Here is a 24321-nt window from a genome sequence, read left to right on the forward strand (position 1 = left end):
TGGGTCTGGTGGTCAGTGCAGGGAGCCGATGCCGAGTGAGCCGTCGGCGGGATCTCGATCTCGATCTCGATCTCGATACGCCTCGGGCTCGCTGCGCTCGCTCGTGGCTACTCGATCAGCGGGGGAGGAGGGCGCGGCGTCATCGACCTCCTCGGCGGGCGCAGTCGGCGGGTCCGGCAGGTCCTCGAGGAAATCGATGGTGGGCGTGAAGAACTGGGCGCCGCTGACGGCGGTGGTGAAGTCGAGTAGCCGGTCGTAGTTGCCGGGCGGGTCACCGATGAACATCTTCCGCAGCATCTCCTCGGTGACGTCGGGCCCCGCGGAGTACGCGATGTAGAAGGTGCCGCGCTCGCCCGACCCGGAGACGTCGCCGTAGGGCATGTTGTCGCGTACGACGTCGATGTCCTCACCGTCCTCGTCCTCGACGACGTTGAGTGCGATGTGCGAGTTCGACGGTTTCACGTCGTCGTCCATCTCCACGTTGTCGAGCTTGGTGCGCCCGATCGCGTCCTCCTGGTCGGCGACGCTCAACGCGTTCCACGCCTCGAGGTCGGTCACATAGCGCTGGATCGCGACGTAGCTGCCGCCGGCGAAGGCCTGGTCCTCGTCGCCGACCGTGATCGCGTCGATGGCGGCCCGCCCGACGGGATTCTCGGTGCCGTCGACGAAGCCGATGATGTCCCGCAGGTCGAAGTAGCGGAAGCCGTGTACCTCGTCGACCACGGTGACCGCATCGCCGAGGGCGTCCATGGCCAGCCGGCCGACCTCGAAACACAGGTCCATCCGGTCGGCCTTGATGTGCAGCAGCAGATCGCCCGGCGTCGCGGGCGCCGTGTGGACGTCACCTTCGTAGACGACGAAGGGTCGCAGCGCTTGCGGTCGCGGGCCGTCGAACAGCCGGTCCCACGCGTCCGAACCGATCGACGCGATGGCTGCCAGTGCCGCCTCCGGTGCCCGCGACGAGACCGCGCGGGTCAGTGTCGGCAGATCCGCCAGGAGATCGCGCACCGCGTCCTCGCCGCCCTCGTCGATGGTCAGCACGAGGAAGAGCGCCGAGGTGGTCTTGCGCGTGAGGATCGTCTGTGGGATCGGTGCGGCGGGGATCGGCACGCGACTCACTGTAGCCCACCGGGACTCGGCGCATCCCCGCTCAACCGCGCGCGATCGTCCGACCCGCCGCCCGCCCGGAGAAGATGCAGCCACCGAGGAAGGTGCCCTCGAGTGCGTTGTAGCCGTGCACGCCGCCACCGCCGAAGCCGGCCACCTCGCCCGCGGCGAACAGTCCGTCGAACGCCGTTCCGTCGGGCCGCATGACCTGCGAATCCAGGTTGGTCTCCAGGCCGCCCAGCGTCTTTCGGGTGAGCACGTTGAGCCGCACCGCGATCAGCGGACCGTGCGCGGGGTCGAGCAGCCGATGCGGCTTGGCCACCCGGACAACCTTGTCTCCCAGGTACTGTCGCGCGTTGGTGATCGCCATGATCTGCGCGTCCTTGGAGTACTTGTTGTCGATCTGCCCGTCGCGCGCGGAGATGACCCGCTCGAGGTGCTGCAGGTCCAGCTTGGGTCCGCGAGCTATCTCGTTCATCCCGGCCACCAGCTCCGGAAGATTGTCGCGCACCACGAAATCCACGCCGTGCCTGGCGAACGCGTCGACCGGGCCGGGCGCACCCTTGGCCAGGCGGCTTTTCGCCGCGAACTTCAGGTCCTTGCTGGTGATGTCGGGATTCTGTTCGGACCCCGACAGCGCGAACTCCTTCTCGATGATGCTCTGCGTCAGCATGAACCACGAGTAGTCGTGGCCGGTCGACAGGATCGCCTTCATCGTCGAATTGGTGTCGAAACCCGGGAAATTGGGTGGTGCGAGCCGATTTCCGTCGGCGTCGAGCCACAGTGACGACGGGCCCGGGATGATGCGGATCGCGTGGTCGGGCCAGATCGGGTCCCAGTTGTGGATGCCTTCGGTGTAGTGCCACATGCGATCCCGGTTCACCAGACTCGCGCCGGCGTCCTCGGCGATGCCGAGCATCCGGCCGTCGACGTAGGCCGGGACGCCCGAGATCATCGTCTCCGGCGCGGGTCCGAGGCGCTCGGTGGGCCAGTTGCGCCGGATCATCTCATGGTTGTGGCCGATGCCGCCGGTCGTGACGACGACCGCCCCGGCGCGGATCTCGAAGTCGCCGACGACATCCCGCGACGACGCCACGCCGCGTGCCAGATCGGTGTCGGCCAGGACCGCCCCGCGCACCCCGGTTGCCGCGCCGTCGTCGACGACGATCTCGTCGACACGATGGCGGAACCGGAACTCCACCAGTCCCTGCTTCTCCGCCTCCAGCACGGGCTCGACGAAGATCCGGGCGACCTCCGGTCCGGTGCCCCAGGTGAGATGGAACCGGGGCACCGAGTTGCCGTGGCCGTCGGCGAAACCGCCGCCCCGCTCGGCCCAGCCGACGACGGGGGTGAAGCGGAGGCCGAGGTCGTGCAGGTACTGGCGTTTGATCGTCGCAGCGAAGTCGACGTAGGCGCGCGCCCACTGGCGCGGCCAGAAATCCTCGTCGTCGCGGTCGAATCCGGCCGATCCCATCCAGTCCTGCAGGGCCAGCTCGGCGGAGTCCTTGATGCCGAGGCGTCGCTGCTCGGGGCTGTCGACGAGGAACAGCCCGCCCAGCGACCAGAAGGCCTGCCCGCCGAGATTGTTGCGGTTCTCCTGGTCGACGACCACGACCTTGCGCCCCGCTCGGGTGAGCTCGTAGGTCGCGACCAGTCCCGCCAATCCGGAGCCGACCACCACCGCGTCGGCCTGCTGCTCGCTCACGGGCCCCTCCTCATCGAATCGGATGGGTTGACCTTAGCGCCCGGTCCGAGGCGGTCGGGCTGCGTCTGGCAGACGCCTCAGACGGAGATGTCGGAATAGCGGTGCGCCCACGGTGCCGCCTGCTCGAGTTGTGCAGCCAGCGCGAGCAGGTCACCGTCGGCGCCGAGCCGCCCGACGAACTGCACCCCGAGCGGCAGGCCCTCGGCGGTCCAGTGCATCGGCACACTGATGGCGGGACGGCCGGTGAGGTTGGCGAGCTGGGTGTAGGGCACCCAGCCGAGGCTCTGCTCGATCAGGTCGTCGAGAATCCCGGTGCGCGCGAGGAGGTTGCCGGCGTGCACCTTCGAGATGACCCGCGACGCGCCCTGCAGCAGCGGCGGTGTGGTGGTGGCGCCGATCCGCAGCGGTGGCGTGGCCAGTGTCGGGGTCAGGAAGAGGTCGTGGGTCTGATGGAAACGGGACAACGAGAGCACGTAGTCGTTGACCTTGTTCAGCGCGGTCATCGCCGCCACGACACCTGCGGATCGGCCCAACTCGGCCAGCGCGAGCGTGTCCGCCTCGAAGTCGCGGTCGGTGGCGCCGGTCAGCGTGCGCGTCTCGTCGACCTCGGTGGCGAGCACCGCGAACCAGATGGTGAGGAAGTCGCGGGCGAGCGCACCGTCGTCGTAGGGCGGCGTCACCTCCTCCACGTGGTGCCCGAGGTCGTCGAGCACCTGCGCGGTTCGTGCCACGGCGGCGACGGCTTCCGGGTGCGGGTTCGGATTGATCGCCGACGACGTCGAGAACCCGATCCGCAGTCGCGATGGCGGGGTGGTGATCTGGGTGGCGAAGGGAGTCCGCGGCGTGGGCGTGGGGTACACCGATCCGTCGGTGGGGCCGACGATGGCGTCGTAGAGGGCGGCCGCGTCGCGTACCGACCGCGACACCACCCCTTGCACTGCCATGCCGAACATCGACTCGCCCGACACCGGGCCGAACGGCGCCAGACCGCGGGTCGGCTTGAGACCGATCAGCCCGTTGCAGGCAGCCGGGATGCGGATCGATCCGCCGCCGTCGTTGGCGCCCGCCGCGGGCACGATTCCGGCGGCCACTGCCGCGCCCGATCCGCCCGACGACCCGCCGGGAGTGTGGTCGGTGTTCCACGGGTTGCGTGCCGGACCCCAGAACTCCGGTTCGGTGACGCCCTTCGCACCGAACTCGGGGGTGTTGGTCTTGCCGAAGATCACCAGACCGGCGTCGAGAAACCTTTGGACGACGACCGAGTGGTCGGAGGCGATGTGACGCGACAACGACCGGGAGCCGAACGAGGTCGGGTAGCCGCGGTACTCCTGGGCGAGGTCTTTGATGAGGAACGGCACCCCCGCGAACGGGCCGGTGAGCGAATCCGGGTCGGCGGCACGGGAGTCGGCGGCCTCGTCCATCCGCAGGACAATCGCGTTGAGCGCCGGATCGACCTTGTCGGCGCGCAGGCGCGCGAGTTCGAGGAGTTCTGCGGGGGTGACGTCACCCGAGGCGACGAGTCCGGCGAGAGCGGTGGCGTCGTGGCGTCGGTATTCACTGAGTTCCACCGCTCTCAGGCTACGCGGCAGCCGGATTGTCACCGTTGATCGAGCAAACCGATAACGACGAGATAGCGTCGGATCGACGGTCACATGAACGGTCGACATAGGTCTGCCCCGTCCACGAGTGTTTGCGCAGGTCGTCCCTTCGCGGGCCTGGATTGGTGCGTCGTCGCCGGTCAGCGGGCCGCGTTCTTGGCTTTGCCGGAGTGTTATCGAGCCGTTACACTCCCTGACGACGGGTATGCGTCGGCTGAACGAGCCATAGAATCCCGTGAGAATGCCCTGAGAATGACCGGCCCGACTCGTGGTCAAGATCGATAAGGACTTGTGAATGCTGACACGCGCCCGTAAGCGCCTGGTCGCCGGACTCGTGGCTCTTCTTGCCGCCACGGGCGCCGCAGCGGTCGCCGCGCCTGCAGCCCACGCGGCAAACGGATGCAACGTGGAATCCGTCTACTCCAACGCGATGAACCGGAGCGTCCCGGTCTGCATCGTGTCCGCTGGTGGCGGTGGCCCGAAGCCCACGCTGTACCTGCTGGACGGTCTGCGCGCACCCAACAACAACAGCGGCTGGCTCATCGAGACCGACGTCGCCCGCTGGATGAACGGCAAGGGCGCCAACGTCGCCATCCCGTTCGGCGGTGCCGGCAGCTTCTACACCGACTGGGAGCGCGTCGATGCGAACCTGGGTCTCAACAAGTGGGAGACCTTCCTGACCCGTGAGCTGCCGGCCTACATGCAGCGTCGCCACAACAGCGACAACCGCCGCAACGGTGTCGCCGGACTGTCGATGTCGGGCACCTCGGCGCTGAACCTCGCGTCGCGCCATCCGGGCTTCTACCAGGCGGTCGCCTCCTACAGCGGCTACCCGACCGTCACCATGCCGGGCTTCAACCAGGGCATCCAGGCGTCGGTCATCGAGATGGGCGGCAACCCGGCCAACATGTGGGGCATCTGGCCCGCCGGCCAGTGGGCCGCGAACGACCCGTTCCTCACCGCGAACGCTCTCGCCGGCAAGCACGTGTTCGTCTCCGCCGGCACCGGCGTCGGCAGCCGCTACGACTCGTCGGTGAACCCGACCAGCGCCAACTTCGACCCGGTCAAGTTCGCGCAGATGATCCCGCTCGAGGTCGCCGCGTCGACCTCCAGCCAGCTCTACATCGGCCGCCTCGCAGTGGTGCCGGGCGTCAAGCTGACCACCCGGATCACCCCGGACGGTGCGCACTGGTGGGACTACTGGCAGAGCGATTTCAAGCAGTCGTGGGGCTCCACCTTCGCCCCGGCGTTCTTCTGATCGGCTGAGATCGACCGCAACGGCCGGTGACCAGGAATGGTCACCGGCCGTTGTGCTGTCTGTGGGGCCCTAGACGCTCAGCCTCCAACCCCCCCGCGCGGGTTGCAACCGGTGCGGATGGTTGCGGCGTGCGCGTGTAGTGCGTAGTGAAACCGCGACGGGCGCCCGCGCGTCGAAGATGCATGACGTTCTTTCCGACCGACTCGTATGGCCTGATCCACCGGGTGGCGGCCATCTCGGCGGCGCACACGGACAACGAACTGCAACGGGCATGTGCCAGCGGCGACCTGGTGAAGGTGATCCGCGGGACGTTCGCCGTCCGTGCGGAGCGGACTGCCGAGGAGGAGCACCGGCTGCTGGCGATCGCGGTCGCGCTGCAGAGCGGCCCCGGTGCGGTGATCAGTCACGAGTCGGCGGCTGTCCTGCACGGCCTGCCCATGCTGAAGCCGAGCCTTCGTCGTGCGCACCTGACCATCGACGCCACGGCCGGTGGACGGGCAGATCGTCATCGGCACGTGCATGCGAGCCGGCTCGGTCCCGGTGACGTGGTGGTCGTCGAGGGTCTTCGCGTGACCTCGCTCGAACGGACCGCCGTCGACGTCGCCTGTACGACCCCGCTCGGGTTCGCCGGAGCGCTTGCCGTCTTCGACGCCGCGCTCCGTAAGGGCGCAGACCTGGCGTTGATGGCGACGATGCTGCAGCAACGCCGTCGGGGCGTCGCACAGGCGCGCCGGGCGCTGGATCTGGCCGACCCGGGTGCGGAGAACCCGGGTGAGTCGTGGGGGCGGGCGCAGATCATCGTCGCGGGCCTGCCGGTGCCGCGACTCCAGCATGAGTTCTACGACGGCCACGGCCGGTTCGTCGCGCGTACCGACTACGACTGGGACGGGAAGCTCGTCGGCGAGTTCGACGGCAAGGTCAAGTACTGCAAGCACATCGGAGACGGCGAGACCGTCGTCGACGTGGTGACCCGCGAGAAGGCGCGCGAGGACCGGCTGCGCGGGATGGGGGTGATGGTGATCCGCTGGGTCTGGGCGGATCTGGAGGCCGGCCGGGTCGCCGGGATGGTGCGTGCGTGGCTCGAGAAGTTCGGGCTGGTGGCGGCAGCGTGAACGCACCGGTTCCCACCAGACGCGCAGTTTGCACCCTGCGCGTCTGGTGGGACGGTGAGCGTTCGGCTACTCGGCCGGTGGCTCCGACGACGGCCGGCGGTAGCGCTGGGTCTCGTCGTCGTCCGGCGGCGGCGTGAAGGACTGCGTGGACGACTCGTCCGCGGGAGCCGACGCGACGCGGGGGATCTTCTCGGTCGGCTGGTCCCAGGGGCCCGTACCCGCCGCGTGCGAACCACCTGCACCGGCCGCCGCACCGGCGCCGGCCGCGCCCAATCCGGCGGCACCGGCGCCCGCTGCGCCCGATCCGGTGGCCCCGGTCTCGGTCGGCTTGGCGTGGCGGGGCTCGTCGAGCCACGCGGTCGCGTCCGGGTCCTCATCCGACGGCGGGGGCGTGTCGTCGTCGCGACGCCGTCCGCGCCACCACAGCAGCAGCCACAGCGCCAGCAGTGCGACGCCGACGATGCCGAGTATCAGCGGGAGCCAGAAGCTGCCGAGACGCAGCTGGCCGACGTAGTCGTCGGCGCGGGCGGCCTGGGCCGACACGGTGTCGTCGGACCACTTGAACCGCGCGCTGAGCACGTCCATACGGAAGTCGCGGATCGGTGCCGGGTTGGAATCGCTCTGGTCAGGGGACCGGAAGTACTGCTGCTGGTCCTCCCTGCCGTCGATGATGGTGCCGGTCTGCGGCTCCACCCACACGTGGCGGGTGGCCGTCGCATAACGGTGCATGGTGACGTCGTCATCCGGCGCGACACCGCGGCCGGTGATGCCCCACCAGCTCGCCGGCATCGTCAGCATCGTGCCGAGCGAGGCCTGGCCCTGCGCGTTCGGCAGGTTCGACACGTCGGTCTCGGGCACCTCGCCGGCGAACTCGTAGACGGTCACCCCGTCGATGGTCGACTCCCCGACGAAGTCCACCGTGATGTCCTGGCGGGTGTTGGTGTCGTAGTAGAGGTAGGAACGCTTCTGGACGTCGAAGCCGAACTTGTACTGGAAGCCCTGGCGATCCGGCAGCTGGACCGAGACGTCGTCGGGGTTGACCCCTTCCGGAGCGGCCTCGAGCTGCAACGAACTCACGGTGCCGTTCGGCACCGAGGTGCTGCGGTTCACCGACACCCGGTCGATATTGGCGGTCAGGAGCCCGTCGTTGCACTCGCGCTCGGCGTCGGCGGCCGCCATGGTCGGCTCGACCTCGTTGCCGTCGGCGTCGCGGTAGCGGTCGATCTGGACCGTCTGCGCCGACTGCAGGGTCGCCTGGCGCCGATCCGACGGTTCGACGATCACCGACCGCCGCTGCTGGCTCAGATGGGCGTCGACCACCTGCGCCCGCCGTTCACCGACCGAGCACCGGTCGAAGATCCGGGCCGGGTAGCGGTCGCCGGTGGAGCCGTCCTCGGGGACGGTGGTCGCGACCGACGTGATGTCGAGATCGAGCGGCACCACCCGAAGCTGGGGTACGAGGAACAGCGGTATGGCAATGGCGGCGGCGATACACGCGGCGCCGAGGAACGCCGGCAGCGCCAGCCACAGTCGTCTCATCTCTCCACTCTCTCCACAGACTCACGATCGAAACGCACAACTCAACGCCCCAACCCTAGCGGCGAGGAGTCCGCACGCGTCGGAGGTCTCTGGACACAGGTGGTCGGCGTCAGCCGGACGCGGCACGGTCGGCTCGCCGGTCCCGCTCCGCCTCCTTCATGATCCCGGCCATGTAGCCGTAGATCTCCTTGTCGGCCATCGCCTTCCACCGCGGGGCGAGCAGCTTCATGTACTTCTCGACGTAGAGCAGCTGTTTGCCCACCAGCACCAGTTCCCGCGGGAGCCGCGCGTCGTGGGCCTTGGCCACCGCCGCCAACTGTCGGCCGAGGTCGGTGTAGGACATCGAGGCGAGGTCGGTGGCGCCCAGCGGCATGGCGACTTTCTTGATGTCCTCGGCACCCTGCGCCGTCGAACCGGGCTTGTGGACGGCGCCGAGGAGGAAGATGGCGCGTCCTGCCGCCTCGTAGTCGCCGCGCACGATGAGGTCGACGACGAGCTGCCGGAGGATGCGGCGGGTGCGCTTCGAGAAGCGGCCGACGATGCCGAAGTCGAGCAGTACCAGGGTGCCCTCGGCGTCGACAAGGACGTTGCCGGCGTGCAGGTCGCCGTGGAACAGACCGCCGTGGAATGCCGATTCGAGCAGCGACAGCAGCAGATTGCGGCACAGTGCGACGCCGTCGTGTCCGGCGGCGCGAACCGCCTCGCCGTCGTCGATCCGGATCGCGTACACCCGCTCCATCGTCAGCACGCGAGAGGTGGTGTATGCGTCGTACACCTCTGGGACACGCACGCGGTCGCCGAATGGTCCGGCCCGCAGGCACTCGTACCACTCGCGCATGGTGTCGGCCTCGTTGCGGAAGTCGAGTTCGTCGTCGAGGCCGTCGGCGAAGTCCTCGACGACGTGCCGGGCGCTGAGCATGCGTCCGTACTCCGAGAACTCCGCGAGCCCGGCGAACCGCTCGAGCAGCGCGATGTCGGGGGCGAGTCGGTCGGTGATGCCCGGCCGCTGGATCTTGACGACCACTTCTTCGCCGGAATGCAGGGTGGCGGTGTGTACCTGGGCGATGGACGCCGATGCGATCGGCTCGACGTCGAACGTCGCGAAGACCTCTTCGGGGGTCCGTCCCAGTTCGGCGATGAACAGCGCGCGGATCTCGGCCGGATCGGCCGGCGGTACCCGGTCGAGCAACGACTCGAACTCGGTCGCCAGGGTCTCGGTGAACACGCCGGGGCTCGAGGCGATCAGCTGGCCGAGCTTCACATACGTCGGCCCGAGGTGTTCGAAGGTGGTGCGGATCTCATGGGCGACAAGGGCCGCGGTCGGGGTCCTGCCCTGCAGGACGCCTCGCGCCGCGTGGAAGACGAAACGACCGACTCCCGCCGCGGCATGTGCCGTCGCCGCGCTGAACCGCGTGATCTCGGTCAGCGGCGACACCGTCGGCAGTTGCGCGCGGAGGTCGGTCTGTGTGGCATGGCGGCCGTCGTCAGCGGATCTCTGCGTTGTCACCATCGGCAAGTGTAACGATCGAGCCGGGTGGATCCCAGGCGACGGGCCGCTCAGGCGGCCGCTCCGACAGTCCGGCGGTGGGTGAAACGGCTGGTCACGAGCCCGTTGCGCGGTGCGAACAGATAGATCAGGGCAAACATCACACCCTGGGTGACGACCACCATTCCGCCGGGCGAGACGTCGGCGCCGTAGCTGACGTAGATGCCGACCACCGTGGCCGCGACCGCCAGCGCCGGCGCCAGCACGAGCATGTGGCCGAACCGGTCGGTGAGCAGGTGGGCGGCGGCGCCGGGGATGATCAGCATCGCCACCACCAGGATGACGCCGACGATCTGCAGCGCGACCACACAGGTCAGCGCCAGTAGTCCGAGCAGCAGGGCGCCGAGCCATCGTCGGGAGAGCCCGATCGCGTGCGCGTGCACCGGATCGAACGCGAACAGCGTCAGGTCGCGGCGTTTGACCACCAGGACCGCGGCGACGACGGCGGCCAGGACGATCAGCTGCCACAGCGCCGAGCCGCTCACCCCGAGCACGTTGCCGAACAGGATGTGGCCGAGATCGGTCTGACTCGGCGTCGCCGACACCAGCACCAGGCCGAGGGCGAAGAGGGTGGTGAACACGATGCCGATCGCGGCGTCCTCCTTGACGCGGCTGGTGTCGCGGATGGTCCCGATGAGGGCGACCGCGAGGAAGCCGAAGATCACCGCTCCGACGGCGAACGGCGCACCGAAGATGTAGGAGAGCACCACGCCGGGCAGGACGGCGTGCGACACCGCGTCGCCCATCAGCGACCAGCCGATCAGCACGATCCAGCAGCTGATCAGCGCGCACACCGCGGCCGCGACCGCGCTGGCGAGGAAGGCGTCGCGCATGAACGACAGCGTCCAGGGTTCGACGAGGAACTCGATCATCGATTCACCTCCGCGTCCCGGCCGGTCACGTCGACACCGAACGCCAACGCCAGGTTCTCCGGCCGCAGCGCCTCCTCCGGTGTGTCGTGGACGAGGACTCGCTGCATCAGGAGGACCGCCTCGCTGGCGAAGGACGGCAGCGTGGACAGGTCGTGAGTGGAGATCAGCACGGTACGACCCGCCGCGGTCAGTTCGCGCAGGAGGTCGATGATCGTTGCCTCCGAACGTTTGTCGACGCCGGCGAACGGTTCGTCGAGCAGCAGGATCTCCGCTCCCTGCGCGATCCCGCGCGCGACGAAAGCCCGTTTGCGCTGCCCGCCGGACAGGCGACCGATCTGCCGGTCGGCGAGGTCGGTCAATCCGACCCGTTCGAGGGCGTCGTCGACGGCGGTCCGGTCGCGGGAGGTGATGCGGCGGAACAGGTTCTGCCGTCCGTAGCGACCCGTCATCGCCACCTCGCGTACCGAGATGGGGAACTCCCAGTCGACGTTCTCGGCCTGCGGCACGTAGGACACCAGGCCGCGCGCGCGAGCCTGCGCGATGGTGTGGCCCGCGATCGTCACGCGTCCCGCGGTGGGTCGCGCCAGCCCCATGATCGACTTGAACAGAGTCGATTTCCCGGAACCGTTCATGCCGATGAGTCCGCAGATCCGGCCGGGGTGCACGGTCATCGAGACGTCGTCGAGTGCCACCACGGGTCCGTATCGGACGGTCAGACCGGCGATATCCAGGGCGGGAACCGGTTGGGGGACTTCAGGAGTCGGCAAGGTCGCCGTCCTTTCCGGTGAGGCCGTCAACGATTGTGGAGACGTCGTGGCGGAGCAGATCGAGGTAGGTGGGCACCGGTCCGTCGGACTCCGAGAGTGAGTCGACGTAGAGGACGCCGCCGTAGCGGGCGCCGGTCTCGCGCTGCACCTGCAGCATCGGGTCGTCGTTGACCGTGGATTCGCAGAACACCGCCGGCACGTTGCGGGTGCGGACGAAGTCGACCGTCCGTCGCATCTGCTGCGGTGTCGCCTCCTGCTCGGAGTTGACCGGCCAGATGTAGTGCTCGGTGAGCCCGGTGTCGCGGGCGAGGTAGCTGAAGGCGCCCTCGCACGAGACCAGGGCTCGCTCGTTGGCGGGTAGTGCGGCGACCGCGGCGACGAGCCGCCGCCGTTCCGCGTCGAGCTGCTCGCCGTATTCCGCCGCGTTGCGCCGGTAGTCGTCGGCGTGGTCGGGATCGACGGCGGCGAGCCCGTCGGCGATGTTGTCGGCGTACACCTTCGCCTCGGTCGGCGACATCCATGCGTGCGGGTTGGGTGTGTCCGCGTCGTCGGCGGCCGCGCCGGGGACGTCGCTGATTCCCATCGCGTCGACGCCGTCGGACGCGACGATTCGCGGGACGTCGATGTCGTCGAGGAATCGCTCGAACCAGTCGTCGAGGTGCAGCCCGTTGACCACCACGAGCGACGCGTCCATGGCTTTGTGCAGGTCACCCGGGGTGGGTTCGTAGCCGTGGATCTCGGCCCCGAATTTTGTCAGCGAGACCACCTCGGCGTGCGGGCCGGCCACGTTGCGACCGATGTCGGCGAGGACCGTGAACGTGGTCAGCACCTTGGGCTCGCCGGCGTCCGCCTGGGTCGTGCCGCACGCGCCGAGGAGCGCGGCGAGCATCACGACGACGAGGACGAACGCGCCGCGGCGGGCTGGTGGCATACCGACAGAATATTTTCGGGTGACCGAACTTGCAAGTTAGAGCTGCCTCATAGTCAGGCGCCTACTCAGTCGACATGTCCCCGCCCCGAGCGCGGGACATCACGAATGACCGGGTTCGCCGGTGACCTGATGATCGGCGTGATTGAGGGCCTCGGTGATGAGGCGGTTGAGGTGGCCGTCCCGGATGCGGTAGATCACCCGACGACCGTCCTTGCGGGTGTCGACCAGCCCGGTGAATCGCAGCTTGGCCAGATGCTGGCTGACGGCCGTGCGGGAGGCGCCGACGGCGTCGGTGAGGGCCGTGACATCCGCCTCGCCGTTCGTGAGCAGCCAGAGCATATGGAGACGTGTGGGATCGGCCAGCATGGCGAACGTCGAAGTCGCGGCACGTAGCAGGTCGGGTTCCGGGGTGACCGGATGATGGAGGCTGGGCTGATCGTCGCGGGCGGGTGTTCCGTCGGTCATGTGGTCCGATCCTCCCTGGCAGCGGCCGACCGCACGACGGAGTCAGCCGGGTATCGCCTCGTTGCTCATCGTAGGCGAGCCCGCGTGTCCGCGGTCCGAACGAGCAGTCGCACGTACCGGCCGACGACAGGCGCTGACCAGTGTGCCCACCACCGCGAGCCCGCCGAGCACCACCGGCGCCGACCATCCGACGGCAACCAGCAATCCGGTGAGCGGATAGGTCAGGAGGAACGCGCAATGCGATGCGGAGAACTGCGCGGCGAAGACCGAGTCCCGGGTCGACTCATCGGTGTGATCTCGGATGAGGCGCGGTGCGGCGGTGTTGACGACGCCGGTCCCGGCGCCGAGCGCGAACCACGCCACACACAGCAGGATGAATGGAAGAGATTGTGCGAGAGCGGCGGTCGCCGCCGCCAGCCCGACCACGCACACGACCCCGCCGGCAGTGAGCAAGGCACTGGCCGAGTAACGCCGCAGCAGCGCGGGCAACACGACGGCCGCGACGATGGAACCCGCTCCGAAGACCGCGAGGGCGACTGCGAGCGCAGCCGCGCTCATCGCGAGTGTCGATCGGACATAGAGCACCGAGCCCACCAGGACCAGCGCGGTAGCGGCGGCCGATACCAGGTTGGCGCCCAGAAGTCCTTGAAAGACCGGCCGACTCACCATGATCCGCGTACCGTCGGTCATCCGGTCAACGAACCGGAGGCGGGTGTCTGCCGACCTGGCGAGGTTCGTCGACCGTCGATTCGCACGAAGAACGAGGACGCCAGAGGCTGCGAAACCAAGTGCCGTCCCGAGGAACAGCACGGAATGATCGACGACGGTGAGGAGGGCCGCGGCGACCAGGGGACTTGCGACCGCCTCGAGGTCGTAGGCGATCCGTGACGCGGAGATCGCCCGGGTGTAGTCGTCCTGTGCAGGGACGACGCGCGGGATGACGGCCTGGAATGTGGGGGTGAAGGCCGCCGAGGCGGTTTGCATCACGAAGACGAGTAGGTAGATCTGCCATACCTCGCCGACCCATGGCATCACCATGACTGCTGCACAACGGATTACGTCGGCGCCCACCAGCACCACGACTGTGGGGGCGCGAACGCATGCGGCGTGCATCACCGGCCCCATCACGACGTAGGCCACCATCTTGATGGCCAGCGCGATGCCGAGGACCTGTCCGGCCTCACCGCCGGCCAGGTCGTAGGCAACCAGTCCCAGCGCGACCGTGAGCAAACCGGTTCCCAGCAGCGACACCACCTGTGCGGCGTACAGCCGACGAAAAGTCGCATTGCGGAGGAGTGCGGCCACGGAGAGAGTGTATCGCATACGTGCGCATATGTGCACACATTGGATCGTTCGTGCATCCGGAGTTCTACGATGGGCGCGTGACCCCAGCGTTCCGGTTCGCCGACGTCCGCGGCGTGCGCCTCGCCTGGAATCAGACCGGCCGGGGCTCGCCCGTGATCTGGGCACACGGGCTGAGCGCCAGTTCGTACAACCAGGAGTTCTCCGGTCAGTTCGACTGGCGGGCAGTGAGTTCCACGCACCGATTGATCCGCTACGACGCCCGCGGGCACGGCCGGTCGTCGGGCGGTCGCAACGCCGGTGAGTACACGTGGCCGGAGCTCGGGCGGGATCTGCTGGGCCTGCTCGACGTCGTCGCGCCGGACGAGCCGGTGGCCGCCATCGGGTCGTCGATGGGTGCGGCGACGCTCATCTACGCGGCCCTGTCGCGACCGGAGCGGTTCACGCGTCTGGTGCTGGCCACGCCCCCGACGATCTGGGAGACGCGGCGCGCGCTGGTCGCGGTCCGGCTCGCTTCGGCAGGACTCGTCGAGCGAGAAGGTCTCGCAGCGTTCGCGCGACTCGCCGAGGACGCGCCGGCCTCGCCTGCACTCGCGGACGCGCGCCGCTTCGTCAGCCCGATCGCCGTGCGCAGCGCGATCTACCCGGCGGTCCTGCGCGGTTCGGCGGAGTCGGACCTGCCCGGCCTGGAAACGTTGGCTGCGCTCGACCTCCCGACCCTGGTGCTGAGCTGGACCGGCGACGACAGCCATCCGGTCAGCAGCGGCACCCTCCTCGCCGATGCGTTGCCCGATGCCCGGCTCGAGGTCGCCGACAGTCCAGGGCGGCTCCACTCGTGGCCACGGAGGGTGGCGGAGTTCCTGGAGGACCTCTGACGTCCTGACCCATTCGGCCGGCACATCGTGCGCGCTTGACCTATACCCCCTAGGGGTATAGAACGGGCTCATGGACCACAATGCGGTTTCCGAGTCCGCCCACGACACGCACACCGATCACGAGGGTCACGCCGAGCACGACCACGGCGACCACGGCCACCACGTCGCGATGTTCCGTCGCCTGTTCTGGCTCATGACGGTGCTGGCGGTGCCCGTGGTGATCGCCAGCCCGATGTTCGCCGACCTCCTCGGGTACTCCCTGCCGGACCTGGGCGGCGTCACCGAATGGATCTCGCCGATTCTCGGCACGGTCATGTTCGTGTGGGGTGGCCGCCCGTTCCTCACCGGCGCGGTCGACGAGTTGCGGTCCCGTACGCCGGGGATGATGACCCTGATCGGGCTCGCCATCACGGTGGCGTTCGTCGCGTCGTGGGGTGCATCGCTGGGCCTGCTGCACCACGAACTCGACTTCTGGTGGGAACTGGCGCTGCTGATCGTGATCATGCTGCTCGGGCACTGGATCGAGATGCGCTCGGTCGCCCAGACGACCTCGGCTCTCCAGTCGCTCGCCGCGCTCCTGCCCGACGAGGCCGAACGGGTGGAGGGTGACGACATCCGCACGGTCTCACCGGCCGACCTCCAGATCGACGACCTCGTCATCGTCCGCCCCGGCGGCCGCGTCCCTGCTGACGGCGAGATCGTCTCGGGGGCAGCCGAAGTCGACGAGTCGATGATCACCGGTGAATCGGCGCTCGTGACCCGGGGAATGGGGGACAAGGTCGTCGCAGGAACCGTCAGCGCCGACACCGCGATCCGGGTGCGGGTGACGGCCGTCGGCGACGACACCGCGCTCGCCGGCATCCAACGGCTCGTCTCGGACGCACAGAACTCGTCGAGCCGCGCTCAACGCCTCGCCGACCGCGCCGCCGGCTGGCTGTTCTGGTTCGCGCTCGGCGCCGCGGTGATCACCGCCATCGTGTGGGTGGCCGTCGGGCAGCCCGACAACGCCGTCATCCGGACCATCACCGTCCTGGTCATCGCCTGCCCGCACGCACTGGGTCTCGCGATTCCCCTGGTGGTGGCGATCGCGACCGAACGGGCCGCGAAGATGGGCGTTCTGGTGACCGACCGGGTCGCGCTGGAGACGTTGCGGGTGGCCGACGTCGTCCTGTTCGACAAGACCGGCACCCTGACCAAGGGCGAACCGGCCGTCGTCGACGTCGTCACCGATGGTTGGTCCGACGATGAGGTGCTGGCACTCGCGGCCGCTGCCGAATCCGACAGTGAGCATCCGCTCGCCGCGGCCATCGTCCGTGCCGCGACGGAACGCGAGCTCACCATCCCGGCGGCGCAGGACTTCTCGTCGAACGCGGCAGTCGGTGTGCGAGCAGACGTGGGCGGCCGTGAGGTCGCGATCGGCGGACCCCGGATGCTGGCGGAACGCTCGCTCGACGCGCTCTCGGGCGCCGACGACCTGCAGCCGAACGGCAACACGATCCTGCACGTGGTGGTCGACGGACGCGTCGTCGGCGCGTTGGCCCTCGCCGACGAGGTGCGGCCGGAATCCGCCGAGGCGGTCCGGGAGCTGGCCCGGCGCGGCATCGAGACGGTCATGGCCACCGGAGATGCGCGCGAGGTCGCCGAGGCGGTGGCCGCCGAACTCGGCATCGACCGCGTCTACGCCGGCGTCCGTCCCGAGGACAAGGAGTCGATCGTCGCGGATCTGCAATCCGACGGATCGACCGTCGTGATGGTGGGTGACGGCGTCAACGACGCCCCGGCGTTGGCGCGTGCCGACGTCGGCGTGGCGATCGGCGCGGGCACCGACGTCGCGATCGGATCGGCGGGTGTGGTGCTCGCCGGCGATGATCCGCGCACGGTCCTCTCGGCGATGTCGTTGTCGGCGCAGGCATATCGGAAGATGCGCCAGAACCTGTGGTGGGCGGCCGGCTACAACCTCATCTCGGTGCCGCTGGCGGCGGGTGTCCTCGCACCGATCGGATTCGTGTTGCCCATGGCCGTCGGCGCCGTCCTGATGTCGGCGTCGACGGTGATCGTCGCGCTCAACGCCCAGCTGTTGCGGCGGGCGGATCTGTCGGCCGATTGACGCTCGTGAACGGGTAGAGTCGGGTTTTCGACTGGGAATCGAAAACAGGTGTGCGGCGTTGAACCGATCGCATCACCCGTCTCCCGAGAGGTGTGACCATGAGCGATCGTCTGCGACGGCCGAACGAAGGGGCCGACGAGTCGCGGGCCGACCTGGTCGTGATCGGGGCCGGGGTGGCCGGGCTGACGGCCGCATTGTCGGCGGCCGAGGCGGGCCTGCGGGTAGTCGTGGCGAGCAAGGGGCCGGCGTGGCGCGAGGATCTCGTCGAACAGTCGACCGCCACCTTCTACGCCCAGGGTGGGATCGCCGTCGTCGACCCAACGGTCGCCGAGGACGCCGTCGACCTGCATCTCTCCGACACCGTCACCGCCGGTGCCGGCCTCACCGACCCGCTCACCACCCGCCCGATCCTGGCCGACGGATGGTCGGCGGTGGCAGAGCTGATGGCGCGCGGCGCGGAATTCGACCGCGCCGCCGACGGCTCGATGGCCCGGACCCGCGAGGGCGGCCACTCCGTTCGTCGCATCGTGCACGCCGGCGGCGATGCGACGGGCGCGCAGGTCCAACGCGCACTCGCCGGCCGTCTGCGCGCACTCGCGGCGCGACTCCCGATCACCTGTCACGACGAGACCGTGGCGACGGAGGTGCTGATGTCCGACGGGCAGACCGTCGGGGTCGCGCTGCGGAGCCGGGGACGCGACCTGGTCGTCTACTCGCCGTCGGTGCTGCTCGCCACCGGCGGCAGTGGGCACCTGTACGCCGCGACCACCAACCCGGTCGGCGCCACCGCCGACGGCATCGCGCTCGCGTTGCGGGCCGGGGCCGTCGTCGCCGACATGGAGTTCATCCAGTTCCATCCGACGATGCTCTACCTTCCCGGCGCCCGGGGGCGGCGGACGCTGATCAGTGAGGCCGTCCGCGGCGAGGGTGGGCGTCTCGTCGACGCAGCCGGGCGGTCGGTGACCGCCGGCGTCCACCCGCTGGGGGACCTGGCGCCACGCGACGTCGTCGCCAACGCCGTCGAGGCCCGGCTCGCCGAGACGGGCGATCAGTGTGTGTATCTCGATGTGCGGTCGGTCCCCGACTTCGTGGAGCGATTCCCCACGGTGACCGCAGGTGTGCTCGCGGCCGGCCTCGATCTCGAGGACGGACTCATCCCGGTCGTCCCCGGCGCGCACTACCTGTGCGGCGGGGTGCTCACCGACGTCGACGGCCGGACCGTCGTGCCCGGGCTGCTCGCGGCAGGCGAGGTCGCCCGAACGGGACTGCACGGGGGCAATCGCCTGGCCTCCAACAGCCTCTTGGAAGGACTCGTGATGGGCCGACGAGCCGCGGCGGTCGCGGTCGCGCGCGCCGATTGTCCGATCGCCGAGACCGCGCCTTCGACTCTTCTGCCCGCCCCGGCAGTACATCGAGAGACGTTGCAGGACAGTATGTCCCGGTCGGTGGCGTTGCGCCGCGACGCGACCGGACTCGCCATGGTCGCCGACCTCGTGCGCACGGCGCCACTCCGGACACCGGACACCGTCCGCGACGTCGAGGACGCGGCACTGACGTTGACCGCCGGTGTGGTGGTCGCGGCGGCGGATGCCCGCACCGAGTCACGCGGGTGTCACACCCGCACCGATTTTCCCGGCACCGACGCCGTGGCGCACAGCCGATGCTTCGGACTGGTCGACGGAGAGATCGTCGAATGCGTGGGAGCCGAATCGCTGCCACTCCGGGAACTCGCGCGGCAGTCCTGATCCGGGCACCGGCCGCCCGACGTGTCGGCGGACTCCGCCAGAGAGCGCGCGGGTGCGAGGTAACGTCGGCCACCATGACCGCGCCCGAACAGATCGACATCGACCTCGGTCACATCCGTCTACATGCGCTGTGCTGGGGCGACCACGAGGGACCGCTGGCCATCTGTCTGCACGGCTTCCCCGATTCCGCCTGGACCTGGCGGCATCTCGGTCCGGCGCTGGCCGACGCGGGGTATCGGGTGGTGGCACCGTTCACGAGAGGCTATGCGCCGTCCGACATCCCGGCCGACGGTGATTTCCACGTCGCCGCACTCGCGTATGACGCGCTGGCGCTGCACCACGCGCTCGGCGGCGATGAGCGTGCCGTGCTGATCGGCCACGACTGGGGCGCGATGACGGTCAACGCCATCGCCGCACGCACCGATGACCGGTTCCGGCGCCTCGTCGCACTCGCGGTCCCGCCGATCGCCGTGATCCGGCGACAACCGCCGCGGGGCCGGGTGCGTCTGCTGCCGCGTCAGATGGCGATGAGCTGGTACATCGGGTTCAACCTGCTCCCGGCGCTGCCGGAACGTCTTCTCGACCGGGTCATCCCGATGTTGTGGCGTCGCTGGGGGCCACCACCGTCCGACGAGGACATCGCCAACGCGCTGGCTGCGGTGCCGACGATGGCGCATCGCGCGGCGGCGCTCGGGTACTACCGGGCGCCGGTGCGGGGGCGGGTGTCGGCCCGCTACGCCGACGACGCCACCGCGTGGCTGCGTCCGCCGGTCTCGCCGATCCTCTACCTGCACGGCGACGCCGACGGTTGCATGCGGCCGGAGTTCGCTGACCGGCTGGTGGACTTCCTGCCCGCCGGCAGCGAGGTGGCGCAGGTGCCGTCGGCGGGGCACTTTCTGCATCTCGACCAACCCGACGCCGTGCACCGCCGCATCCTCGACCACCTCGCCGACGGCGACTCGCCCGCCTGACCGCACCTTTGCGCCGTGTCTATGGCGGTGACGCCCGGGTTCTTCGTACACTTGCCGCCGGGGAGGGCACTGAGCGGTCACCGGGCGCTGTCGGGGGCGTCATATGGCGGGTGCTGCGTGGTACACACACGCGTGCCCAGAGCCGGTTCGTGATCGAGCATCGTATGCGCGTCGTGCGTGAAGGAGTGACCGTATGAACGGCGAAGGCTGCTGGTCGACGGTCGTGTGTACGCCGGCCGAGCGTGCCGCGTTGGGTCTCACCGGCCAGTCGGAATGGCTGCTGCACTGCCGCCTCGCGGCCGGTCACGGTGGCAACCACGCGACCGACGCGAGCACCCACCCGCGGGTCGACCGCCGATTGTGGTTGGAGTGGAACGACTTCGACGATCACGCACAGTCGCTCATCGAACGCAACCCGTGCACCGCCCGCTCCCCGCACGGGGCGGGATGCCTGTTCTACGAAGGCCACGGTGGCGGGCACTTCTTCGCACCGTCCAACGGCCACACACCGGCCGCCGCCCCTGCTCCGCCGCGGGGGGCCACACCGTCCACCGGACGACGACCCGTCGGTCCTGCTGCCACGACCCCGCCACCTCCCAACAGCCCGCCGCCCTCGAGCATGCCGCCCCCGAACATGCCGCCGCCGAACACTCCACCGGCGGGGCCGCCATCGAACGCACCCCGTCCGACTCCGCCGGGAGGCGGCGCGCCCCGTCCCGCAGCCCCGAGGCCCGGACCGATGCCGGAGCAGCAACGTCCGCTCCGGCCTCGTCCTTCCGAGGCCGCCGGGAGCGTCCCGCGTGGCGTTCCGCCGCAGCCGGTTGCCGCCGGCGCGGCGGGAGCGCAGGGCGGCTATCGGCTCGGTCGCCGGTCGACGAACGCCGAACCACCGGCCGACCAGGGATCGCGTTCGATCAGCCGTCATCGCCTCCCCGACCCGGAGGACTCTGCGGCCGCACCGCCCCCGTCCGCGCCTGCGCAGCCCGCTCCTGCACCGCCGACTCCTGCACAGGAAGCTCCTGCACCGCCCCCACCGCCTGCCCCCGCAGGTCAGGGAGCCGGTGCTCACGGCGGCGGGGCTCAGGGTGCCCCGGGCGCGGGTGTGTCCGGGGGAGCGGCATCAGGGTCTGCGCCGCGGCCCGACGCCGAGATCGCCGCGGCCCTGCGTGACGTCGCGGCAGCACTCGAGCAGCTCGCCGCCGCGGTGCGCCGATCCGGTGACCGCACGCCGGGTTCATAGGGTCGCCCTCGTCAGAGGCTGTGGTGGCCACTTCCGCCGGGTGTGTACCCTAGGGGGGTACCGGTATACGAAGGGTGGCGCGGCCAATGGAGCAGACCGAGCACGTCGAACAGAATCAGCACGGCTACATCGGCCGCAAGGACGACTACCTCCGACGGCTACGCCGCATCGAGGGCCAGGCGCGGGGACTGCAACGCATGGTCGACGACGAGGCGTACTGCATCGACATCCTCACGCAGGTCTCGGCGATGACCAAAGCGCTGCAGGCCGTGGGTCTCGGACTCCTCGAGGAGCACATGAACCACTGTGTCGTGCACGCGGCGCAGGAGAGTGACACCGCCGGCCGGGAGAAGGTCGACGAGGCGATGGCCGCCATCAGTCGGCTCGTCAAGTCCTGACGCGTTTCCGTTCTCCGAAAAACACTCGACAACAATCTGTTTCGGCAGAATCCGGCACACCGGACTCCGCCGACCAACCCAGGAGGTTAGACGATGACCACCGCCACCTACACCGTCACCGGAATGACCTGCGGCCACTGCGTGGCATCCGTCCGCGAGGAGATCGAGGCCATCGCAGGTGTCCGCAGTGTCGACGTCGCTCTCGACACCGGCACGGTGGAGGTGACCAGTGACCGATCGATCGATCTCGCCGAGGTGACCGCCGCCGTCACCGAGGCGGGCTACGAGTTGGCATGAGCCCCGCCTACCGGATCGGCGGATTCCTAGCCGCCATGGCCGTCGTCTTCGCCCTCTCGTTCGGGGTCGGCCGCGTGGTCGATCCCGTCGACAGCCCGCCGCCTGCGCCCCCGACCCATCAGCAGCACGCGGAGTAGACCGACATGACCGTTGGCATCGAGCACGCCGCTTTCGACATCGACGGCATGACCTGCGCGTCCTGCGCGAGCCGAATCGAGCGCAATCTCAACAAGCTCGACGGTGTGCGGGCGACGGTGAACTACGCGACCGAACAAGCACACGTCGAGTATCCGTCGACGATCGACCGGGCCGCGCTCATCGCTGTGGTCCGCGACGCCGGCTACGACGTCGCACCCGACCGACCGAACCCGGAGCCCGACGACCTGGATGGGTCGGACGCCGGCGGGGACCCGGAACACGACGGTCTACGGCAGCGGCTCGTCATCTCGGCGGTGCTCAGCGCGCCGGTGATCGCGTTGGCGATGATCCCGGCGTGGCAGTTCACCTATTGGCAGTGGCTCTCGCTCACCCTCGCCGCGCCCGTGGTGGTGTGGGGTGGCTATCCCTTCCATCGGGCGGCATGGATCAACCTGCGACACGGCGCCACGACGATGGACACATTGGTGTCGATGGGGACGCTCGCCGCGTTCGCGTGGTCGCTGTATGCGCTCTTCCTGGGCACCGCAGGCGAACCGGGAATGAGTCACGGCTTCGACCTCATCGCATCCCGCGGGGAGGGGGCGGGCAACATCTACCTCGAGGCCGCAGCCGGCGTCACCACCTTCCTGCTGGCCGGACGCTACTTCGAGAAGCGTGCCAAGCGGCGGGCCGGTGACGCCCTGCATGCCCTGATGGATCTGGGTGCGAAGGACGTCGCGGTGCTCGTCGACGGCCGCGAACGACGTGTTCCGGTGGCCGATCTCGCCGTGGGTGACGATTTCGTCGTACGTCCCGGCGAGAAGATCGCCACCGACGGCGTCGTCGTCGACGGCGTCTCGGCGGTCGACGCGTCGATCATCACCGGTGAATCGGTCCCGGTCGAGGTCACCGTCGGCGACGAGGTCACCGGCGGCACGATGAACGCGGCGGGACGGCTGGTGGTCCGTGCCGGTCGCGTGGGCGCCGACACCGCACTCGCGCAGATGGCGAAGATGGTCGCCGACGCGCAGGCCGGCAAGACCGACGCCCAGCGCCTCGCCGACCGGATCTCCGCGTTCTTCGTGCCCGCGGTCATCACCATCGCCGTTGCGACACTGGGTTTCTGGCTCGGAAGCGCCGGTACCGCCGGGGATTCGGGCGGCGTGGCCATGGCCTTCACTGCGGCGGTCGCGGTGCTCATCATCGCCTGTCCGTGCGCGCTGGGCCTTGCCACGCCGACCGCCCTGATGGTCGGGACCGGACGCGGAGCGCAACTCGGGATCCTGCTCAAGGGGCCCGAGGTCCTCGAGTCCACCCGACGGGTCGACACGATCGTGCTGGACAAGACGGGCACCGTCACCACCGGCGAGATGAGTCTGCGTTCGGTGATCTCCGGCACCGAATCCGGCGACCCGCCGGCTGATCGGGTGCTGCGCATGGCGGCGGCGGTCGAGGCGGGTTCCGAACACCCGATCGGTGCCGCGATCGTCGCGGCGGCCGCACGCGAGACATCCGAACGCGAAACAACGGCACCCCTACCCACCGCGCACGGGTTCCGTGCCGACGAGGGCATTGGCGTGAGTGCCGTCGTCGACGGCGTGCGCGTGATGGTGGCCAAGCCGGCATCGTGTGGGCAACTCCCGGCGGCGCTGGCCGGTGCCGTCGACGACGCGCAGACCGAGGGCGCTACCGCGGTCGTCGTGACCTTCGACGAGAGGCCGGTCGGGGTGCTCGTCGTCGGGGACACGGTGAAGCACTCGTCGGCGGGGGCGATCGCCGAGTTCCGTCGGATGGGGCTCACACCGGTGCTCCTCACCGGCGACAACGCCGGCGCGGCCGCCCATGTCGCCCGCGCGGTCGGCATCGACCGGGTCATCGCCGAGGTGGACCCGGCCCAGAAGGTCGCGGCGATCGAGCAACTACATCGTGAGGGCCGCACGGTCGCGATGGCCGGAGACGGGGTCAACGACGCCGGCGCACTCGTCGCGGCCGATCTCGGGTTGGCGATGGGGACCGGCACGGACGTCGCGATCGCGGCCGGCGACCTGACGGTGGTCAGCGGCGATCTGTGGGCTGTGGTCGATGCGATCCGTCTCGCGCGCCGCACCCTGGGCACCATCAAGGGAAACCTGTTCTGGGCGTTCGCCTACAACGTCGCCGCGATCCCGGTCGCGGCCGCGGGCCTGCTCAACCCCATGCTCGCGGGTGCGGCCATGGCGTTGTCGTCGGTCTTCGTGGTGGCCAACAGCCTGCGATTGCGGCGGTTCCGGGCTCATCCGCGCTCGTGATCGTGGGTTGTGGTCATCTCACCCGGAACTAGAACAAGTTCTAGTTCATCGTCTACGCTG

21 protein-coding genes are annotated in these 24321 nt (G+C 69.4%); 11 read left to right on the forward strand and 10 right to left on the reverse strand.

The genetic code is table 11. The features are described 5' to 3' along the window. Positions 1-12 precede the first annotated feature (12 nt). From V1Y59_RS17765 to V1Y59_RS17775, 3 genes are all read right to left on the reverse strand, one after another. On the reverse strand, positions 13-1104 hold the full coding sequence (locus V1Y59_RS17765) for a Dyp-type peroxidase (protein ID WP_330506315.1): 1092 nt from the start codon (positions 1102-1104) through the stop codon (positions 13-15). Between the two features lie 46 nt (positions 1105-1150). Continuing rightward, positions 1151-2812 (reverse strand): FAD-binding dehydrogenase, encoded by a 1662-nt coding sequence (locus V1Y59_RS17770; protein ID WP_330506265.1) that lies wholly within the window; start codon positions 2810-2812, stop codon positions 1151-1153. A gap of 77 nt (positions 2813-2889) precedes the next feature. Next, entirely contained in the window at positions 2890-4380 is a 1491-nt protein-coding gene (locus tag V1Y59_RS17775) for an amidase (protein ID WP_330506266.1), read from the reverse strand. Between the two features lie 325 nt (positions 4381-4705). On the opposite strand from V1Y59_RS17775, the gene V1Y59_RS17780 reads away from it, so the two are divergent. Together V1Y59_RS17780 and V1Y59_RS17785 are read left to right on the forward strand one after the other, a co-directional pair. Continuing rightward, positions 4706-5668 carry an alpha/beta hydrolase gene (locus tag V1Y59_RS17780; RefSeq protein WP_330506267.1) on the forward strand — a complete coding sequence of 321 codons (963 nt, stop codon included), beginning with the start codon at positions 4706-4708 and terminating at the stop codon, positions 5666-5668. A gap of 182 nt (positions 5669-5850) precedes the next feature. Continuing rightward, positions 5851-6780, forward strand: a complete 930-nt coding sequence (locus tag V1Y59_RS17785) for a hypothetical protein (protein WP_330506268.1) — start codon at positions 5851-5853, stop codon at positions 6778-6780. 66 nt (positions 6781-6846) lie between these two features. On the opposite strand, the gene pgfA is transcribed toward V1Y59_RS17785, so the two are convergent. The 7 genes from pgfA to V1Y59_RS17820 all read right to left on the reverse strand — a co-directional run bounded on the left by pgfA (position 6847) and on the right by V1Y59_RS17820 (position 14205). Continuing rightward, positions 6847-8319: a cell envelope lipid trafficking protein PgfA gene (gene pgfA / locus V1Y59_RS17790; protein ID WP_330506269.1), complete on the reverse strand. Its 1473-nt coding sequence runs from the start codon at positions 8317-8319 to the stop codon at positions 6847-6849. 109 nt (positions 8320-8428) lie between these two features. Beyond that, positions 8429-9829 (reverse strand): ABC1 kinase family protein, encoded by a 1401-nt coding sequence (locus V1Y59_RS17795; protein ID WP_431309213.1) that lies wholly within the window; start codon positions 9827-9829, stop codon positions 8429-8431. 47 nt (positions 9830-9876) lie between these two features. Beyond that, positions 9877-10737, reverse strand: a complete 861-nt coding sequence (locus V1Y59_RS17800; RefSeq protein ID WP_330506271.1) for a metal ABC transporter permease — start codon at positions 10735-10737, stop codon at positions 9877-9879. Continuing rightward, positions 10734-11504 carry a metal ABC transporter ATP-binding protein gene (locus V1Y59_RS17805; protein WP_330506272.1) on the reverse strand — a complete coding sequence of 257 codons (771 nt, stop codon included), beginning with the start codon at positions 11502-11504 and terminating at the stop codon, positions 10734-10736. The genes V1Y59_RS17800 and V1Y59_RS17805 overlap by 4 nt, the downstream gene beginning before the upstream one ends. Further along, positions 11491-12435, reverse strand: a complete 945-nt coding sequence (locus V1Y59_RS17810; protein WP_330506273.1) for a metal ABC transporter substrate-binding protein — start codon at positions 12433-12435, stop codon at positions 11491-11493. The genes V1Y59_RS17805 and V1Y59_RS17810 overlap by 14 nt, the downstream gene beginning before the upstream one ends. A 99-nt stretch (positions 12436-12534) precedes the next feature. Then, positions 12535-12900 (reverse strand): ArsR/SmtB family transcription factor, encoded by a 366-nt coding sequence (locus V1Y59_RS17815; RefSeq protein ID WP_330506274.1) that lies wholly within the window; start codon positions 12898-12900, stop codon positions 12535-12537. A 42-nt stretch (positions 12901-12942) separates the two neighbouring features. Next, the gene (locus V1Y59_RS17820) at positions 12943-14205 is read right to left on the reverse strand and encodes an MFS transporter (protein WP_330506275.1); all 1263 of its coding nucleotides are present in this window, start codon (positions 14203-14205) and stop codon (positions 12943-12945) included. Between the two features lie 77 nt (positions 14206-14282). On the opposite strand from V1Y59_RS17820, the gene V1Y59_RS17825 reads away from it, so the two are divergent. From V1Y59_RS17825 to V1Y59_RS17865, 9 genes are all read left to right on the forward strand, one after another. After that, a complete protein-coding gene (locus V1Y59_RS17825; protein WP_330506276.1) occupies positions 14283-15077 on the forward strand; it encodes an alpha/beta fold hydrolase in 795 nt (264 codons plus the stop codon). Between the two features lie 70 nt (positions 15078-15147). Next, the gene (locus V1Y59_RS17830; RefSeq protein WP_431309214.1) at positions 15148-17184 is read left to right on the forward strand and encodes a heavy metal translocating P-type ATPase; all 2037 of its coding nucleotides are present in this window, start codon (positions 15148-15150) and stop codon (positions 17182-17184) included. 98 nt (positions 17185-17282) lie between these two features. Further along, a complete protein-coding gene (gene nadB, locus V1Y59_RS17835; RefSeq protein ID WP_330506277.1) occupies positions 17283-18929 on the forward strand; it encodes an L-aspartate oxidase in 1647 nt (548 codons plus the stop codon). Between the two features lie 74 nt (positions 18930-19003). Further along, on the forward strand, positions 19004-19900 hold the full coding sequence (locus V1Y59_RS17840; protein WP_330506278.1) for an alpha/beta fold hydrolase: 897 nt from the start codon (positions 19004-19006) through the stop codon (positions 19898-19900). Positions 19901-20093: 193 nt separating this feature from the next. After that, positions 20094-21140, forward strand: a complete 1047-nt coding sequence (locus V1Y59_RS17845; protein ID WP_330506279.1) for a hypothetical protein — start codon at positions 20094-20096, stop codon at positions 21138-21140. An 86-nt stretch (positions 21141-21226) separates the two neighbouring features. Further along, a complete protein-coding gene (locus V1Y59_RS17850) occupies positions 21227-21538 on the forward strand; it encodes a metal-sensitive transcriptional regulator (protein ID WP_330506280.1) in 312 nt (103 codons plus the stop codon). 93 nt (positions 21539-21631) lie between these two features. Next, positions 21632-21835 (forward strand): heavy-metal-associated domain-containing protein, encoded by a 204-nt coding sequence (locus tag V1Y59_RS17855; protein ID WP_330506281.1) that lies wholly within the window; start codon positions 21632-21634, stop codon positions 21833-21835. Beyond that, positions 21832-21972: a hypothetical protein gene (locus V1Y59_RS17860; RefSeq protein ID WP_330506282.1), complete on the forward strand. Its 141-nt coding sequence runs from the start codon at positions 21832-21834 to the stop codon at positions 21970-21972. The genes V1Y59_RS17855 and V1Y59_RS17860 overlap by 4 nt, the downstream gene beginning before the upstream one ends. A 6-nt stretch (positions 21973-21978) precedes the next feature. Next, positions 21979-24261: a heavy metal translocating P-type ATPase gene (locus tag V1Y59_RS17865; RefSeq protein ID WP_330506283.1), complete on the forward strand. Its 2283-nt coding sequence runs from the start codon at positions 21979-21981 to the stop codon at positions 24259-24261. Positions 24262-24321: the final 60 nt, after the last annotated feature.

This window comes from Gordonia prachuapensis (genome assembly GCF_036350515.1).
Lineage (GTDB): Bacteria > Actinomycetota > Actinomycetes > Mycobacteriales > Mycobacteriaceae > Gordonia > Gordonia prachuapensis.